Source organism: Cupriavidus sp. 01L46, from assembly GCF_056399905.1.
In genome coordinates this window covers 26,761-43,259 of the sequence record NZ_JBFTSF010000018.1, presented here as the reverse complement: position 1 = coordinate 43,259, position 16,499 = coordinate 26,761, and the positions used below count along the sequence as shown (strand labels likewise).

The window sequence follows — 16,499 nt, the reverse complement described above, 5'->3', positions numbered from 1 at the left end:
CATCGACTGCTCTCGTCATATCAACGACCAAAGTCTAGCAGCTATCCACGCTTAACCTGAACAGCGCCATTGCACGGGATAGGGGCCACTCTTCAATTGGCATCCGTGGAGCACACCGATCTCGAATCCTCCCGACGATTTCGACGTCGCAGCGGAAAATTTGTCTCCAGAGGCAATAGTCCACTCCGTGTTCGCGCGTCGGCAGCCCGGGGTAGAGCACCAATGCGCCTTTACGGTGCTGGCGCAGCGATTCTGGATCTCGTAACGATAGTAGTACTTATCCTCAGGTCCTCGATGGACGCTCAAGCAGCCCGTTTGGGATGGAATGTTTGTGAACTCAGGCCCGGTGTTGCGGGGTTCCGCTCCAGGGGAGGGATTGGCACCTGACGCGACGGACGCATGTGCGCCATTCGAGCCATTCGCGCCATTCGCGCCATTCGCGCCTCGCGAACTTGCGGCGTAGGTGTTCTGACTCGTTGACGCCGTACCGGTGGTCGCGCCTCGTATCCCGGCAGCACCGATTGTGGCTGCGCGTGCGAGCGCGGCGGCATAGTCCACCGTCTTTCCCTGTGACATGGCTGCTTGCTCACGTTGTTCCGCTGCAAGGGCTGCATCTCCGTCTGTAGATTGCTTGGCGGCCTGCGCGGCGCCTAGTAGAGCCACGCGGGCTTCCAGTATTCGATTGCAATCGGGCAACGTTTTGCACTCCGCCTCGCTGATTCGGTCGTTGTAGCCGCCGGGTCTGCTGCGCCAATAACTAGTCAACTCGGCGGAAATGCCTTGGAAATAGTAGGGGTTGTGTTCAAGCTTGAAAGTGCCCTCTTTCGCGTCATACCAGGATTCCTGCTCCTGAACATTGCCATTGGAATCGAAGTAATGACTGCGAAGACGACCAACGCCAGATATCAATCCACCTGAGCATCCTCCGGACCATGAGGGCAGTTTCGGTGTCTGCTTGGCAGTGGGTGAGACGACCACAGCACAACCTTCGGCGGTTTGGACGGTCCCGGCCCGCGTTGGCGCGGGAAGGAGTCCCAGCACCAATACAGCCATGCTGAGCGAAAGCGCCGCAGAACTGCAACGAGATTCACCAATGAATTTCATCATTTCTCCTAGGGCTTCTGGACCCTTCTTCGAGGCCTAATAGGAAATAGGGGGCCGTGATTGTGCCGGTCCATCATTAAAAGTTGAGCAAGCCGCACCGAACGTACCAATAGGCTGTTCTCACGCAGTTCTACGGACCGTCGAATAAGCGTGACAAGGCCATTGTCGTGGACGGAATTGGACAGCATTCCGTGTCTGTCCCGCATCCCCCAAACAGGGGAGACGGCGATCGCGATATTCAATTGCCTTAATTTCATCCAGCAATTCTGGTTTCTGTGACAGCTCTTCGCTTGCCGAGGCCGAGGAGGCCGCTTTGAGTTTGCTCTGCAAGATCAATTTCAAACCGATGCCCCTGTAGTGGGCACAACCTAGGAGTAAGCGATGCGTGCATCTATTTCGAAGAGCACGGACAGGACTTCCTGTCGTGGACCGTGGACGACAACGGCACCGTAGTCGCCTGCGAACCGTTCCAACTGAGCATCTGGGGCGGTGCGCGCGTCCTCTACCCGCACCTGCTGCGCAAGCGGCCACCTCGTGGACTTTGTGCCGAAGTTCGGCGGCCCGGCCAAGACGCTCAACTATCCGGCCGAACTCAGGCGGTTCTACCGCGAGGACAGGAGCATGGCCAAACTGTGAGATGGCTGGCTCCGCATGGTTGTGGGTTCTGAGCACCCGCTTCCGATGCGCAAGGGAGTCGGTGTGTCGGTCTGTACGAGATCGCCGCAGGACCGGCTACCACCAACTAGGGACATTCGGGGCGTTCAAGAACGCCACCGCTAGGAAACTGGTTTCAATACCAAGACATATCTGAGCACCTATGGCATCACTGCGCGAACTTATAGAGCAGCATCCAGATCTATTGATGGGCCAGAAGAAGGAGACGGAAGCAGAGTTGCGGGCTGTTGAAACCGCGCTGGGGGTTCGTTTGCCGGAAGACGTGAGATGGCTGCTTCTGGCATGCGGGTACGGTCCTGTGCTTGCGATATCAAACATTCGGGAATCGACCACAGACACTCTCCGGTTCCGTGCTGCAGTCGGCATCGATCCTCGATACGTTGTGCTGAACGATATGGGGGATGCGGGCGTCGTGCTCCTTGACACGTCCAGTGAGTCTAGTCCCGTGATCTGGGCGGATTGGCGTGTCGCAGGGTGCCTGCAAAGCGTAGAAGCCCGCCCCGGGGATGCCGAGCTGTTTGAGAGCTTCGCAGCTTGGGTGCAGGACCGCGTCCTAGAGTTTCTCGAAGAGTGAGCGGCATTGTCTCCATGCGGCCAGGAGCGGTCGCTCGACCTCCTGACGCGGATCGTCGACAATCACGCAAGCGCGTGAATCCCGATCACCATTCTTATCGACCGAGGCAGGAGTTTCATGCACGAATTCCCGGCAAGGAGTCCCGAATCCGCGGACTATTACACGCTTTCGAAAGAGTTCTTCAAGGTCGTGCTATCCGAACTTGAGGTTATTCCAGATGCGGACGCTTGTGATGATTGAAACATATCGACTCAGGCTCATGTTCGAATGGGGCGGTGGTTGTATTTGGGCGGGGGACGACGCAACTCGTAGCACGTATGGAGTTGGTCCGATTGAGGACTTTCTGCCGCTAGCTGATGAGACACGTGGGAAGCTTGGGGAAATGACTGCTTGGCATGACCTATCGCTCAACTGGGAATACCCTCGAGATCCTGGGCCATGGGACGCGCACGAGTATGAGCGCTTTGAAGCGACTGCGATCGCGATGCGTGACCATCTTCAACGGGAACTGGGCGACCGCTTCGCTATCGTCTATGAGAGGTTGGGAGTTTATGAGAGACGCACCGAGAATCAGTAGCCCCGAGCACCCGGTCACCGGAACGCGAGCCTCCCCGCGAATGGCCGCTTCAGAGAACTGCAACTGTCCTTTGTGGGTCGGTTAGCGACCGCCCGAAGGAGCGCACACTGGATCTCCCTTCGATTGAAAGGAGATTGTCATGAAATCCGAGAACTTGACCACCGGTCATCGTATGCCCTGGAACAAGGGCAAACTTACCGGGCAGAAGCCCCCGTTGAAGCTTCGAGAGATCTGGGCGATTCGCACAAGGCTTCAGATGGCATCGAACATGCGTGAACTGGCAATGTTCAACCTCGCGATCGACAGCAAGCTGCGAAGAGCAGACATTTGCAACGATCCGTCTGCCAAAGGCCATCTGGTTCTGCTAGTGTGAAAGATACAGGCCAACAGTTCACCGCGAGGAGTCTCACTGCTGGAGACTCCAACCGTTGTTTAGTTTGGCGCGGTCATTCAGGAGCGTACAGACTGCTGACTCCGGCACCATCCACAGGCATGCCGCCTGCATGGAGTGGCATGGGCAATCCTTGCGCCCATCCCTCAGCCAATATCTGTACATCACGGACAGGATTGGATGCCTTGGCCCGCTCGTTGCGGATGCGACAGGTTTCTGGGTCAGTCGCAAATAGGGCGCGTGCAAAGATCCGTCCCTTTTCGGCCAGCTTGGTCGTCTTGGGACTGCGGATCTCTGTGAATTGCTGGAAGACTTCGTCCAAGCTACCGCCTGCGCCCTCCAGGCACCGAGCCAGATGCCATGCATCTTCCAGTGCCTGGCAGGCACCTTGCCCCGATGTCGGCAAATGCGCATGCGCTGCATCTCCAATCAGCAGCACATTTGCCCGACTCCATGCATGCAGTGGTTCCAGGTCATGCACCGCAATCAGCCGGATGGCACGCGCAGGCGTGGCCCGAATGATGCGGGCGACAGGCTCGGGCCATCCGGCGAACAGTTCCTCCATCTCCTTGCGCATTTTTGAGGTGGAGGTTTCCCCAGGCAATGGCCGCGCCTGCGCTGCTGCCCAGTAGAGCAAATCGCTCCGGATCGCCACGCATCCGAAGCGCTTGCCCGCCCCCCAGAAGTCCTGAATCGCGATGTCGTCGACCAGCGCACTTTGTCCCTGCGCCACGCCGATCCAGTTCACGAAGCCCTGGTAGATCGGCGTGTTGTCACCCGCAACAAATTTGCGCGCCACTGAATCCATACGGCCGTCGGCCCCGATGAGCAAGTCCGGGCGGATGCTCACGCCGTTCTCAAAATGGGCCACGGCCCTGCCATGGGCATCCAGATCAATGGCCGCCGCCCGGTGTCCGAACTCCACCGGGATGCCTGCCCGCGCCGCATGCTTCAGCAACACCTCCTGCAAGTCCCGGCGCAGCACCGTATGGGTCGGATACCCCATCATCCGATCCAGTAATGCAATGTCGACGCCTCCCAGAGCGTTGCCTGCGTCATCGTAGCGATGCGCTATCACAGGCCGGCCACCAACAGCCTCAATGTCTCGCAGCAATCCCAGTTCTTTCAGTACAAAGCCGGCATTGGGCCAGAGCGTCACGCCAGCTCCCATAGTTGCGGGCTCCGCCCGGCGCTCATAGACACGGGGACGGTACCCCTGCTTGTGCAAGGCTAGTGCCACGCTCAGCCCCGCAATGCCGCCGCCAAGTATTCCAATTTCCACGCTGAAGCTCTCCTTCTCAAGCTGTCCTGATGCACGGCCAAGAGTGACTCATCGGACAAGAAGGGCATCTTAGATTCCACCAACGCGGAGAGCTAGTGTGCAAAAATGGGTAGATTTCATACCTCAAACGGGATAATCAATGCGCGATGCACTCGATCTGAATACTGTCCGTGTCTACGCGGCAGTCGTCGATGAGCAGAGCTTCGCTGGCGCATCACGCCTGTTGGCCATGCCCTCGTCGAATGTCAGCCGCCACGTCGCAGCACTGGAGCGCAGACTCGGTGTACGCCTACTGGAGCGAAGTACCCGCCATCTGCGCATGACGGAAGCCGGCCGGCTGCTCTACGAGCGCGCAAAGCCCTTGCTCGACACCTTGCTCTCCACGGAGGAAGAGCTTGGCGTGGTAAAGCGCGAATTGCGCGGTCCTCTGAAGATGTGCATGCCTGGCGAAGCGCCAAGGCTGCTGGCTCCCATCCTCGCCGACTTCTGTAGCCTCCATCCCGGCATCGAGCTGGAATGCGATACCCGGATGACCGGACTGGAAGTGCTTCGAGAGGACGTCGACCTTTCTATCGTCTTCCATCGGGGTCATCAGGAGGACAGTGCCTTCATCACCCGCGAACTCGCCACACTGCCCAGCATCGTGGTCGCCGCTCCCTCCTTGCTTGCCAAGACTGGAATGCCACGCTACGTGCGTGAGCTGAAATCTCTGCCTTGCATCACCACCCTCAGTGCACTGAAGGGCCAGCCCTGGCAGTTTCAGGACGCTGCGGGCGAAATCGTCAAGGTGCCGGTCCGTAGCCGCTACCGCGTCAACAGCGGAGAACTGGCCGTGGCAGGCGCACGGCAAGGCATCGGTTTCGCGATTGTGGCGGCTTACCCATGTCAGGAAGATCTTGCCGCAGGCCGATTGCAAGAGGTGACACTGGACCTATGTCCTGCGCCGTTGCGATTGCTTGGTGCCTACAGCCACCGGCATTCCGTAACAGCGCGTGTGCGGGCATTGCTGGAATTAATTCAGATGAGGTTAGGCGAATTGGGCAACCTCGCGAGGTGAAATGCGCGATGCATCTGAATCGCCGAATGTCTGCAATGGGTCGGCAAGAGCCGACGCGCTCGCGACCGGCTGTGGTCCCTTCCGGCCAGTATGAGACGCTCGACCGCGTTACCAATATCGCCACCAACGAGAAAAGCCTATGAGCTCAGAATGAGGCCTGTATCGTGGCGACAACACAGGCCTGCTTGAAGAGATCACGAGACTAGGCCGCAGACTGCTGCGCTGCATGATCTCGCTGGATAACTCCCTCAATTTCGACCAGTTGACTTAGCTCGGCCATGAGCTTCGACGGGATAAAGACCATTGTGCCCCAGCCGGACAGACCGACAACGAGCCCGGTCCTGAGTAGCGCGCCTGCGACAGCGGCATAGTGCCCCTCATCTTGGAACTGCGACGGAATTAGTGCATGCCGTGTTCGCATGCTGACTTGGTTGGCAAATTCGTCATTGTCGGAGCCGAACCTTCATTGCGAACTTCCACAGCGAATCGTTCAAGGGTCCCGAGCAGAATGATCTCGTCTCGCCGCAGAGACGAGAGAAGATCAGCGTAGTAGAGAAACTCGTCGGAAACGATCGTGCTTCCCCGCACTTGGCCTGCAAAAACGGCGGCAAGTAGTCGCAAGTTGAGCCGAGCTGCGCCTTCCCGCGCGGCCTTGAGGTACCGATAGACGATCGCAGCGGACTCCTCCACCTCGGAATTGTTGAGCGTCTTTTCGCCGGCAGCCAATTCGGAAAGAAGGACTTCACGCGCCGCAGTGAGGCGCTTCGCGAAGATTGCGGATATTGCTACACCCGCCACATTGCCGCCGGGCACTGAAGCAGCAGAAAGCGCATCGCCGACGGCCGCTGCAACTGCGGAAACAACTAGTGGATTTTGCATGGCTAATTCCGGGGCCATTAGGCCGTGGCTTGATTGGGATGCCACAACGATATCACGCGTCCTTTCATTCTCTCGCCAACGAGAACACCCACCGGACTTCGAGGAAATCCAATGGGCATCTACGGCCTGCGTGCGATGGAGGATATGCGCATGGTAGCCTGCTGGCCCTTTTGTGCACAGGTGGGGAACGTCCGCTATTGGGAAACGCGAAGGGCCGTTCAGGGTCGACTCCTGCCGGCTGGCGCCGGCGTATGGACCTCTGGGCCGATCAGGCGCTTGACGGCTGCGGATTCAACCGGTCAAAGAAGATTTACGACTGCCCGCTCCCGGACCGAGAAGAGACGGTCGTCAATGATGCTGTGACCTTCGGCTCGTCGACCGTTGCGGCGATCGCGAACAGAAGCCCTGTTTCCCAGAAGAGGCTTGGTCGTGGCCGCCTGTCCGTAGGCAGACACGTTCGACACCAGCGCGGCCGGGCAAGCGGCTCAGATCACGCAGTCGGAACAGTTCCTCCGTCGATGACGTACTCAGTGCCGGTGATGGCGCTGGCGCGGCCAGAGACGAGGAAACCAATGAGTTCTGCCACTTCCCGGGGTGAGCATGGCCGGCCAAGAGGARTGCCGCCGAGCGAATCCATGATGATCTTGCGGGCGCCTTCCATGTCGATGCCGCGTTGTCGGGCGATCTCGGCAACGAGACCTGCGGCGGCATCCGTCTCGACCCAGCCCGGGGAGACACGCACGACGCGAACGCCCTTGGGACTGACCTCCTTGGACAAGGCTTTGCTGTAGTTTGACAGGGCAGCCTTGGCGGCGGCATAGGCAATCGTCGCTTCCGGCAACGGTAATTGCCGCTGGATCGACGTGACGTGGATAATGACGCCCGAACGCTGCTCGACCATCGAGGGCAACAGCGCGCGATCGATGCGCACTGCCGGGAATAGGTTCAGGCTCAATGCCTTGTTCCATTCATCGTCATCTAGCACGCTGAAGCCACCGGCCGGTGCAGATGAGCCGCCCACGACGTGCACGACTATATCGACGCCACCGAACCGCTCGAGCACGGCGTCGACAATAGCTTTACAGCCCTCGGCCGTCGTGATGTCCGCCCCGATGAACCGTTCTTCGGCAAGTTCATCGGGACGGGAACGCGCCGTCGTCAGAACGTTCGCACCTGCCTCGCGAAGGCGTGCGACGACGGCTTTGCCGACGCCTTTGGTTCCGCCCGTAACGAGCGCCCGAAGCCCCAGAAGTTCGGGTGCGGAGCTCATTAGCGAATCTCCAGCGACGCAATCCTGCCGCCGGCCAGGACGAACGTGTAAGTCAGCTCGACTGGGCTACCGGKGAATGTGCCCGTGAGTCGTGCGWGCATCGTCACWGTAGCGCCGTCCTGGGATACGTCCAACGGCTCAATGCTGTACYGGTACCTGGTTTTGCTGTCTTTCTTCCAGGCCTGGATTGCTTCCAGCCCCTTGATCGTGCGGCCTTCGTCCCGCACGACGGCATCGGCGGTAAAGCAGTTCGAGAGAGGGGCGGAGTCGGTGACGGTTTCCGCGAGCAGATAGGCATCCAGTGGCGGAGGCAGCATCATGTTCATCGGGGTTCACCTCAAMGTGAAGGTTTGCATGCCCCAATCATGGCGCTACAGTTACCGTATCGCAAGAACGCACAAAAAAGTAAGTARCCCTTGGCTAACCGAAAAAACTACACCCCCGCGACTGCCGCAATCGATGTCGAAGCCGCATTCAAGCTGCTGGAAGGCCGCTGGAAGCTGGTGATCCTGTTTCACCTCTTCGGTGGTCAGGTACAGCGCTTTTCGGACCTCGAGAGACTGATCCCCGGCATCACACAGAAGATGCTTGCCCAGCAGCTACGCTGCCTCGAAGCGGACGGCATCGTGAYGCGTACGGTCTATCATCAGGTGCCGCCGAAGGTGGACTACCGCCTGACTGATTGGGGCCAGGCGTTGTGCCCGGCACTGGATGCGATCCTGACATGGGCGGAGCGCCGTGAAGACTTTCCGTAGGCTGCGCCGAGCTTGTGCGGCTAGCAGCCTGTCATCCAGAACCCCAATTTCGCAAGTCGGCAACGTGGTCTCATCCGCGACCGTCTCATGTCGCGCCGGAACCTGACGGTCGTAAAACTCATTTGAGGGGCACCACTGGGTCGGCACCCGCCGATGACCGCAGTCGGTCCTCGAACGCTGAGCCGACGGCGGAGTTCGCCCACAAAGCAACGTTCGGCCGGGTCTCGATGTACCCCGAACGTGCGTCTTCGAGTCCTCGCTTAGGCGACCTTGATTGATCGCTTCCTGCCGCCCCCCCGGAGCAATGCGTGTTCTGCGCCTAGAGCGATCTGATCAGCGAAGGCTTCACTCCCCACAGCACGCGCCAGCGTGACGGCACCGACAAGCGAAGCGAGTGCTGCACAAGCCGCTCCAATGTCGCGCGGTGCACCCGGTGAGGTGGGACCATCGGCGATCGCCTGTGCAACGTCACGCAAAGCCGTCTCAAACGATGCACGAGAGGATTCATCCGATCGCGCCAATTCAGTCGGCATGGTCTGCAGCGTGCAACTCTCCGTCAAATCGCACGTACGCTTGGCGCTCAGATAGAACCGCACGAACTCTGTCCACCAAGTGCGTCCATGCCGCGCTTGGAAGTACTGCACGCCGCCGCGCAATTCAGCCATGCCCAGCGCCACCGATTCCCGGAACGCTTCCGCCTTGGAGTCGAAGTGGGCATAGAACGCTCCCGACGTCACGCCTGCTTCCTTTGCCAAGCCGTCTACCCCGACCCCGTCGAATCCACCCTTTCGGAACACGCGCCCTGCCGCCTCAAGGATGCGCTGCCGCGTTTGAACTTTTTGCTCGGATCTTGACACCATGAGGCACTCCTCCAACTTGAGAAGCTGACGATTGTAGTTGCTCAGAACACGATCGTTATTTATTATAGGATAACGATCGTTACTTGAAATAGCCCTGCCGCAGGCAGCGCGCGAGTGCGACGCCCATTCCTTTACCTGGAGTAGCCCATGCCGCTAACGCTCACCCTCACCGAGGGCGTTCTTCCCAAAGGCCAAGAAAGAGTCGCGTTCCGCCGCCTGTCCGATGCCATGCTCAAGTGGCACGGACTATCGGGAAATGAGTCGATGACGCCCAACATCGTAGGTTCGATCCACGTATTGCCGAAAGAACATACGTACTCCGGATCGAAGGAGGCCTCCGTCGCCTTCGTCGAATGGAAGGTTCCGTCCTTTGTATTTGCCGACCGCGAGGTTCAAGTCGGGTACATCGACGAAGCCACGCGCATCATCCATGAGCTGTCAGGTGCGCAGCACCCGAAGGAACGCATTTGGGTCAATGTGGTGCACGCTGTCGATGGGACCTGGGGCATTGCTGGGATGGCCCTTACCAATGCGCAGCTTGGCGACGTTGCTGCTGCGACCTGACATAGCCGGGATAGCAAGGCGATCTCTCGGAGCGAGGACGACAGTGTCGCAGCCTGGTTCCTTCTAGGTACACCATCATGCAACTATCGAACTATCTATTCTTCACCACGACCTGTGATCAAGCACTGGCTTTCTATACGCGATGCGGTCTCGGCCGTGTCGTTGAGGTGCTGCGCTACGGTGTTGATGGCATGCCTGCAAAGAACGAGGCCATGCGCGGACGAGTCATGCACGCCAAATTCGAGGGGCCAGGCCTGATCTTCTATGCCTCAGACAACGATGACGCTGAGCCCATGCGGGGCTCAGCGCACTTACTGGCGATGGACGATCGACATTCCACGAACAAGCTCTTTCAAGCCTTGGCTGCTGGCGGGACAATCACAACTCCCTTGGGCATACRGCCTTGGGGGGACTACTACGGCAAGTTGACCGATCGTTTCGGCGTTCAGTGGATGCTGAACTGCACAGAGTGAGATTGTTCGCGCGCCCTGTCCAAGACTGCTGTTGAGTGCCAATTTCTTGGTTAATGTCTCCTTCGGAGCAGGTCGAAGGTCCGCAGTGGGTCCGTTCAGCGACGCTCAGACCTCATACGAAGGCAACTGCGCAAGCCGCAAAGCGCGTGTGCAGCAAACGCCACGTTTCGGTCTTGCACCTCATGCGAGGAAGGGGTGGCTTTCTCCAGCGCGGAACCGCTTGCTTACAGGCAAAAAAACGGGCCCCATCTGAAAGACCGGACCCGTTTTGCGTTTCAACAGATTTTGTTAGCGGCTAGGACATCGTCCGCCGTTCTTTATCAGGCAGCCACCCGCTACACCCCCATCGCCTCCGCCATCGTCTTGCCCAGCTCGGCCGGAGAGCGCGCGATGCGGATCCCGGCAGCGCGCATGGCGTCGATCTTGGCCTCGGCCGTACCCATGCCGCCTGAGATGATCGCGCCGGCATGTCCCATGCGCCGCCCAGGCGGGGCGGTAGTGCCGGCAATAAAGCCCACCACGGGTTTGACGCGCCCGCCGCTGCGCGCGTCCTGCAGGAACTGCGCCGCTTCCTCTTCCGCCGAGCCGCCGATTTCGCCAATCATGATGATGCCTTCGGTGTCGTCATCGGCCAGGAACATTTCCAGGCAATCGATGAAGCTGGTGCCATTGACCGGATCGCCGCCAATGCCAATGCAGGTGCTTTGCCCGAGTCCCGCGGCCGTGGTTTGCGCCACGGCCTCATAGGTGAGGGTGCCGGAGCGGGACACCACGCCGATCTTGCCGGGGCGGTGGATATGGCCTGGCATGATGCCGATCTTGCACTGGCCCGGCGTGATCACGCCTGGGCAGTTGGGCCCGACCAGGCGGCTGCCCGAACCGCAGAGCGCGCGCTTGACCCGCACCATGTCGATCACCGGGATGCCTTCGGTAATGCACACGATCAGGCCGATGCCGGCATCCACGGCTTCCAGGATGGCGTCGGCGGCGAAGGGTGGCGGCACATAGATGACCGAGGCGTCGGCGCCGGTGCGCGCTACCGCCGCGGCCACGGTGTCGAACACCGGCAGCCCCAGATGCGTCTCGCCACCCTTGCCGGGCGTCACCCCGCCAACCATGCACGTGCCATAGGCCATCGCTTGCCCGGAGTGAAAGGTGCCTTGCGCGCCGGTAAAGCCCTGGCAGATCACCTTGGTGTCTTGATGGATCAGTACGGCCATGTCAGTGCCCCCCCTGTATTTGAACGTGACCTTGCGCGGCCTTGACCGCGTTGACCACTTTTTCGGCGGCGTCGGCAAGATGATCGGCCGACAGGATCGGCAGGCCCGAGTCGCGCAGGATGGCCTTGCCAAGTTCCACGTTGGTGCCTTCGAGCCGGACCACCAGCGGCACCGTGAGGTCGATCTCGCGCGCGGCGGCCACCACGCCTTCGGCGATCACGTCGCAGCGCATGATGCCGCCGAAGATGTTCACCAGGATGCCGTTGACCTTGGGGTCGTCCAGGATCAGGCGGAAGGCTGCCGTCACGCGCTCCTTGGTGGCGCCGCCACCCACATCGAGGAAATTGGCCGGGTCGCCGCCGTAGAGCTTGATGATKTCCATGGTAGCCATCGCCAGCCCGGCACCGTTGACCATGCAGCCGATGCTGCCGTCGAGCTTGACGTAGTTCAGCCCGTGGCGGGCGGCTGCCGCTTCGGCGGGATCTTCCTCGGTCTCGTCGCGCAGGGATTCGATATCCGGATGGCGGTACAGCGCGTTGTCGTCAAAATTGAACTTGGCGTCGAGCGCGATCACGTCGCCCGCGCGCGTGACGACCAGCGGGTTGATTTCCACGACCGACGCGTCCAGTTCGGTAAAGGCGCGATAGGCGGACAAGATGAAGCGCGAGGCCGCGCTCACCTGCTTGCCGGCGAGCCCCAGCCCAAAGGCCAGGCGGCGCGCATGGAAGGGCTGGATGCCGCTGGCCGGGTCGATCGCAACCTTCAGGATCTTCTCCGGCGTGCGGGCCGCCACTTCCTCGATCTCCATGCCGCCTTCGGTCGAGGCCATCAGCGTGATGCGGGAGGTGGCGCGGTCGATCAGCATGCCCAGGTAAAGCTCGCGGGCAATCTCGCAGCCTTCCTCCACATATAGGCGCCTTACCTCGCGCCCGGCCTCTCCGGTCTGCTTGGTGACCAGGACTTTGCCGAGCATCTGCTCGGCCTGCGCACGCAGCGCGTCGACGGACTTCACCACGCGTACGCCGCCCTTGCCGTCGGGGTCGCCGGCAAAGCGGCCGGCGCCGCGGCCGCCGGCATGGATCTGGGACTTCACCACCCATGTGGATCCGCCGATCTTGCGCGCCGCGCTGACGGCTTCCTCGGGGGTGAAGGCGACCGCGCCGCGTGGCACGGCCACGTCGAAGCGCCTGAGCAATTCCTTGGCCTGATATTCGTGAATGTTCACAGTCTCCTCGCTCTCGGTAATGCGCGTGCCGGCGTGCCGCGGAACCGGAAGGTCCGGCAAGGTGCGCTGTGAAATATGGTATGTAATATATCAACGATAAACAAGGTCCTTTTCCCTGCAGAGGCAGAATGAAGCGGCGAGCCGATCCGACCCGTGAGGAATTGGAATGAATGCACATCGACTCAGTAATTCCGCTTATCCATCGTCTTTTTCTAGCTGAATTGCTGCATCGCGTCGTTGAAACACCTCTCCCAAGAGCGAAATTTCCCTTGAGCTTCGTTGATATATCACATACCGTATGTCATCAAGATCCCGCGAAAAGGATCGATAGCATCGCAGGGCCAGGTGACAAGCAGGGCAGGCATCGGCCAGGCAGCCAAGCAGCAAAGGGCGAAAGGATGTCGTGACAACGGGCCAGGTCCGCGTCACAGCCTGTCGCAACCCAGTCAACGAGGAGACCAAGACATGTCTGCAGTCGCACCCACGCGGCCTGAATCCACCACGGCCGAAGACACCCTGAAGCAGAAAACCCGCGATGCCGGCGTGATTTCCGGCGGCCACCTGGTAGCGCGGGCCCTGAAGAACGAAGGCGTCGACACTATCTTCACGCTATGCGGCGGCCACATCATCGACATCTACGACGGCTGCGTGGACGAGGGCATCCGCATCATCGACGTGCGCCATGAGCAGGTTGCCGCGCACGCGGCGGACGGCTACGCCCGCCAGACCGGCAAGCTGGGCTGTGTGGTGACCACCGCCGGCCCGGGCTGCACCAATGCCGTGACCGGTGTGGCGACGGCTTTCCGCTCGGAAAGCCCGATCATCCATATCGGCGGACAGGGCGCGCTGTCCCAGCACAAGATGGGCTCGCTGCAAGACCTGCCGCACGTGGACATGATGTCGGCCATCACCAAGTTCGCCGCCACCATCCCGAGTACCGAGCGGGTGGCGGACATGATCTCGATGGCGGCGCGCGAATGCTTCAACGGTGCACCCGGCCCGGCCTACCTGGAGATCCCGCGTGACGTGCTCGACCGCGAAGTCGATGTGTCGCGCGCGGTGATTCCGCGCCCCGGCCACTATCGCGCCTCCACCAAATCCATCGGCGACCCGAGGGATATCGAGCGCCTGGCCGACATCCTGGTCAATGCCGAGCGCCCGGCCATCCTCTACGGTCAGCAGGTCTGGACCGCGCGTGGCCATGAAGAGGCCATCGCGTTGCTCAAGGGCCTGGATATTCCCGGCTATTTCAACGGCGCCAGCCGCGGCCTGCTGCCGCCGGGCGATCCGCATCACTTCGACCGCACCCGTACCCAGGCCTTTGCCAATGCCGACGTGCTGGTCATCGTGGGCACGCCGTTCGACTTCCGCATGGGCTACGGCAAGCGCATCAGCAAGGAGCTGACGCTGGTGCAGATCGATATGGACTACCGCACAGTCGGCAAGAACCGTGAGATCGATCTTGGCCTGGTGGGCGACCCCGGCGCCATCCTCGGCGCGGTGCTGCAGGCTGCCAGCGGGCGCATCAAGAGCGACAAGCGCCAGGCGCGCCAGAAATGGATGGGCCAGCTGACCGAAGCCGAGGCCGTGGCGGCCGAGAAGCTGATGCCGCTGTTCCGATCGGAAAACACGCCGATCCATCCGTACCGCGTGGCCTATGAACTCAACGAGTTTCTCTCGGACGACACGGTGTACATCGGCGACGGCGGCGACGTGGTGACCATCTCCGCGCAAGCGGTGCGCCCGCGCCGTCCCGGGCAGTGGATGGACCCGGGCGCGCTGGGCTCGCTGGGCGTCGGCACCGGCTTTGCCATTGCCGCTGGCCTCGCCAACCCGAACAAGGAGATCCTCTGCTACTACGGCGATGGCTCCTTCGGCATGACGGCCTTCGACATGGAAACCGCCAACCGTTTCGGCGTGCCGTACCTGGCGGTGATCGGCAACAACTCGGCGATGAACCAGATCCGCTACGGCCAGCTTGCCAAGTACGGCGAGGCGCGCGGCAACGTGGGCAACCTGCTGTCAGACGTGCCGTTCTCCAAGTTCGCCGAAATGCTCGGCGGCTACGGCGAGGAAGTGCGCGACCCGGGCAAGATCGCCGGCGCGCTGCAGCGCGGGCGCGAGGCGGTCCAGCGTACCGGCAAATCGGCCGTGATCAATATCTGGGTGGATCCGCGCGAGTACGCGCCGGGCACCAAGAACCAGACCATGTACAAGTAACCCCGGTGCGAGGAGACAAGACCATGAACAAGGCACTCGAAGGTGTGCGGATCCTGGACATGACCCATGTGCAGGCCGGCCCTTCGGCCACCCAGCTGATGGCATGGCTGGGGGCCGATGTGATCAAGGTGGAGTTGCCGGGGCGCGGCGACATCACGCGCAGCCAGCTGCGCGACGTGCCCAACGCCGACAGCCTTTACTTCACGATGCTCAACTCCAACAAGCGCAGCCTGACGCTCAATATGAAGACGCCGGAAGGCAAGGCGCTGCTGGAGGACCTGGTGCAGCGCTGCGACGTGCTGGTGGAGAACTTCGGCCCCGGCGTGCTGGACCGCGCCGGTTTCGACTGGGACCGCCTGCAGACGCTGAACCCGCGGCTGATCTACGCGTCGATCAAGGGCTTCGGTCCGGGGCCGTACGCGGATTGCAAGGCGTATGAGAACGTGGCCCAGTGCATGGGCGGCTCGGCCAGCACCACCGGTTCCAGCGAGGGCCCGCCGACCGTCACCGGCGCGCAGATCGGCGACTCCGGCACTGGCATCCACTGTGTGGTGGGCATCCTTGCCGCGTTGCTGCAGCGTGAACATTCCGGGCGCGGGCAGCGCGTGGAAGTGGCGATGCAGGATTCGGTGCTGAACCTGTGCCGGGTCAAGCTGCGCGACCAGCAGCGCCTGGCCGCCGGCCCGATGCGCGAGTATCCCAGCCAGGCGTTCGACGACTTCGTGCCGCGCGCCGGCAATGCCTCGGGCGGTGGCCAGCCCGGCGCTGCGCTGCGCTGTGCCCCGGGCGGGGCCAACGACTACGTCTACGTCATCGTCCAGCCGCAAGGCTGGGAGCCGCTGATGCGCCTGTGCGGCAGGGAAGACCTGATCACGCATGCGCAGTTCGCGACGCCGGAAGCCCGCCTCAAATGCCTGGAAGAGTGCTTCTCCATCATCGAGAAATGGACGCGCACGCGCACCAAGTTCGAGGTGATGGAAGCGCTCAACGAGGTCGACGTGCCATGCGGCCCGATCCTGTCGATGAAAGACCTGATCGAGGACAAGTCGATGTACGAGCGCGGCTACCTGGTGGAGCTGGATCACCCGGAGCGCGGCCAGTACGTGCAGCTGGGATGCCCGATCACCTTGTCGGCGTCGCCGGTGGAGGTGGAGCGCTCGCCGCTGCTGGGCGAGCATACCGAGGAAATCCTCGACTGGCTGGGCCGCACACCCTCGCAGATCGCAGCCTTGCGCGCCGCCGGGGCGGTCTGATGCCCTGGGCGTCCCTGCATGACTTCAAGCACCTCCCGAACTGAGTTCACAAGCCGCCCGCCCTCGCGTTTCACGCGAGGGCGCGGACCGGCTCATCCCTACGCAATCCATGAACAGATG

The 16,499-nt window shown here is 61.2% G+C and carries 16 protein-coding genes and 1 pseudogene; 9 read left to right on the top strand and 8 right to left on the bottom strand.

The window, feature by feature from the left end:
- Window positions 1-51: 51 nt before the first annotated feature.
- Window positions 52-1,107, bottom strand: a complete 1,056-nt coding sequence (locus AC1DS3_RS05440; protein ID WP_477126801.1) for a hypothetical protein — start codon at window positions 1,105-1,107, stop codon at window positions 52-54.
- Between the two features lie 486 nt (window positions 1,108-1,593).
- Here AC1DS3_RS05440 and AC1DS3_RS05435 point away from each other — a divergent pair, with 486 nt between their 5' ends.
- The 3 genes and pseudogenes from AC1DS3_RS05435 to AC1DS3_RS05425 form a co-directional block, all read left to right on the top strand.
- A complete protein-coding gene (locus AC1DS3_RS05435) occupies window positions 1,594-1,740 on the top strand; it encodes a hypothetical protein (RefSeq protein ID WP_441635640.1) in 147 nt (48 codons plus the stop codon).
- A gap of 181 nt (window positions 1,741-1,921) precedes the next feature.
- Window positions 1,922-2,353 carry an SMI1/KNR4 family protein gene (locus AC1DS3_RS05430; protein ID WP_441635638.1) on the top strand — a complete coding sequence of 144 codons (432 nt, stop codon included), beginning with the start codon at window positions 1,922-1,924 and terminating at the stop codon, window positions 2,351-2,353.
- A gap of 716 nt (window positions 2,354-3,069) precedes the next feature.
- Window positions 3,070-3,258: pseudogene (locus tag AC1DS3_RS05425) on the top strand (integrase); the annotation flags it as partial.
- Window positions 3,259-3,376: 118 nt separating this feature from the next.
- On the opposite strand, the gene AC1DS3_RS05420 reads toward AC1DS3_RS05425, so the two are convergent.
- Entirely contained in the window at window positions 3,377-4,603 is a 1,227-nt protein-coding gene (locus tag AC1DS3_RS05420; RefSeq protein ID WP_441635636.1) for an FAD-dependent monooxygenase, read from the bottom strand.
- Window positions 4,604-4,742: 139 nt separating this feature from the next.
- On the opposite strand from AC1DS3_RS05420, the gene AC1DS3_RS05415 reads away from it, so the two are divergent.
- The gene (locus AC1DS3_RS05415) at window positions 4,743-5,660 is read left to right on the top strand and encodes a LysR family transcriptional regulator (protein WP_441635634.1); all 918 of its coding nucleotides are present in this window, start codon (window positions 4,743-4,745) and stop codon (window positions 5,658-5,660) included.
- A gap of 399 nt (window positions 5,661-6,059) precedes the next feature.
- On the opposite strand, the gene AC1DS3_RS05410 is transcribed toward AC1DS3_RS05415, so the two are convergent.
- The 3 genes from AC1DS3_RS05410 to AC1DS3_RS05400 form a co-directional block, all read right to left on the bottom strand.
- Window positions 6,060-6,539 carry a hypothetical protein gene (locus AC1DS3_RS05410; RefSeq protein ID WP_441635632.1) on the bottom strand — a complete coding sequence of 160 codons (480 nt, stop codon included), beginning with the start codon at window positions 6,537-6,539 and terminating at the stop codon, window positions 6,060-6,062.
- A 490-nt stretch (window positions 6,540-7,029) separates the two neighbouring features.
- Window positions 7,030-7,809, bottom strand: coding sequence for an SDR family oxidoreductase (locus AC1DS3_RS05405; RefSeq protein WP_477126800.1), 780 nt, complete (start codon window positions 7,807-7,809; stop codon window positions 7,030-7,032).
- The gene (locus AC1DS3_RS05400) at window positions 7,809-8,135 is read right to left on the bottom strand and encodes a nuclear transport factor 2 family protein (protein ID WP_441635629.1); all 327 of its coding nucleotides are present in this window, start codon (window positions 8,133-8,135) and stop codon (window positions 7,809-7,811) included. The genes AC1DS3_RS05405 and AC1DS3_RS05400 overlap by 1 nt, the downstream gene beginning before the upstream one ends.
- A 90-nt stretch (window positions 8,136-8,225) precedes the next feature.
- Between AC1DS3_RS05400 and AC1DS3_RS05395 the strand changes: the two genes are divergently transcribed.
- Window positions 8,226-8,564 (top strand): winged helix-turn-helix transcriptional regulator, encoded by a 339-nt coding sequence (locus AC1DS3_RS05395; protein WP_441635627.1) that lies wholly within the window; start codon window positions 8,226-8,228, stop codon window positions 8,562-8,564.
- 260 nt (window positions 8,565-8,824) lie between these two features.
- On the opposite strand, the gene AC1DS3_RS05390 is transcribed toward AC1DS3_RS05395, so the two are convergent.
- Complete coding sequence (locus tag AC1DS3_RS05390) at window positions 8,825-9,424, bottom strand: TetR/AcrR family transcriptional regulator (protein WP_441637554.1); 600 nt, start codon at window positions 9,422-9,424, stop codon at window positions 8,825-8,827.
- A 147-nt stretch (window positions 9,425-9,571) separates the two neighbouring features.
- Between AC1DS3_RS05390 and AC1DS3_RS05385 the strand changes: the two genes are divergently transcribed.
- Together AC1DS3_RS05385 and AC1DS3_RS05380 are read left to right on the top strand one after the other, a co-directional pair.
- Entirely contained in the window at window positions 9,572-9,988 is a 417-nt protein-coding gene (locus AC1DS3_RS05385; protein WP_441637556.1) for a 4-oxalocrotonate tautomerase, read from the top strand.
- A 77-nt stretch (window positions 9,989-10,065) separates the two neighbouring features.
- A complete protein-coding gene (locus tag AC1DS3_RS05380) occupies window positions 10,066-10,461 on the top strand; it encodes a VOC family protein (RefSeq protein ID WP_477126799.1) in 396 nt (131 codons plus the stop codon).
- A gap of 335 nt (window positions 10,462-10,796) precedes the next feature.
- Here the strand turns inward: AC1DS3_RS05380 and sucD are convergent, their stop codons facing one another.
- Together sucD and sucC are read right to left on the bottom strand one after the other, a co-directional pair.
- Window positions 10,797-11,681, bottom strand: coding sequence for a succinate--CoA ligase subunit alpha (gene sucD, locus AC1DS3_RS05375; RefSeq protein ID WP_441637557.1), 885 nt, complete (start codon window positions 11,679-11,681; stop codon window positions 10,797-10,799).
- A 1-nt stretch (window position 11,682) separates the two neighbouring features.
- On the bottom strand, window positions 11,683-12,906 hold the full coding sequence (sucC, locus tag AC1DS3_RS05370) for an ADP-forming succinate--CoA ligase subunit beta (RefSeq protein ID WP_477126798.1): 1,224 nt from the start codon (window positions 12,904-12,906) through the stop codon (window positions 11,683-11,685).
- 465 nt (window positions 12,907-13,371) lie between these two features.
- On the opposite strand from sucC, the gene AC1DS3_RS05365 reads away from it, so the two are divergent.
- Window positions 13,372-15,126 carry a thiamine pyrophosphate-binding protein gene (locus AC1DS3_RS05365; protein ID WP_441637561.1) on the top strand — a complete coding sequence of 585 codons (1,755 nt, stop codon included), beginning with the start codon at window positions 13,372-13,374 and terminating at the stop codon, window positions 15,124-15,126.
- 23 nt (window positions 15,127-15,149) lie between these two features.
- Window positions 15,150-16,379, top strand: a complete 1,230-nt coding sequence (gene frc, locus AC1DS3_RS05360; RefSeq protein WP_441637563.1) for a formyl-CoA transferase — start codon at window positions 15,150-15,152, stop codon at window positions 16,377-16,379.
- Window positions 16,380-16,499: the final 120 nt, after the last annotated feature.

What these genes read in the sequence shown, in the direction of transcription:
- AC1DS3_RS05440 (WP_477126801.1), bottom strand. Translation starts at nt 1,107, where the DNA reads ATGATGAAATTCATTGGTGAATCTCGTTGCAGTTCTGCGGCGCTTTCG.
- AC1DS3_RS05430 (WP_441635638.1), top strand. Translation starts at nt 1,922, where the DNA reads ATGGCATCACTGCGCGAACTTATAGAGCAGCATCCAGATCTATTGATG.
- AC1DS3_RS05415 (WP_441635634.1), top strand. Translation starts at nt 4,743, where the DNA reads ATGCGCGATGCACTCGATCTGAATACTGTCCGTGTCTACGCGGCAGTC.
- AC1DS3_RS05410 (WP_441635632.1), bottom strand. Translation starts at nt 6,539, where the DNA reads ATGCAAAATCCACTAGTTGTTTCCGCAGTTGCAGCGGCCGTCGGCGAT.
- AC1DS3_RS05390 (WP_441637554.1), bottom strand. Translation starts at nt 9,424, where the DNA reads ATGGTGTCAAGATCCGAGCAAAAAGTTCAAACGCGGCAGCGCATCCTT.
- AC1DS3_RS05385 (WP_441637556.1), top strand. Translation starts at nt 9,572, where the DNA reads ATGCCGCTAACGCTCACCCTCACCGAGGGCGTTCTTCCCAAAGGCCAA.
- sucD (WP_441637557.1), bottom strand. Translation starts at nt 11,681, where the DNA reads ATGGCCGTACTGATCCATCAAGACACCAAGGTGATCTGCCAGGGCTTT.
- AC1DS3_RS05365 (WP_441637561.1), top strand. Translation starts at nt 13,372, where the DNA reads ATGTCTGCAGTCGCACCCACGCGGCCTGAATCCACCACGGCCGAAGAC.
- frc (WP_441637563.1), top strand. Translation starts at nt 15,150, where the DNA reads ATGAACAAGGCACTCGAAGGTGTGCGGATCCTGGACATGACCCATGTG.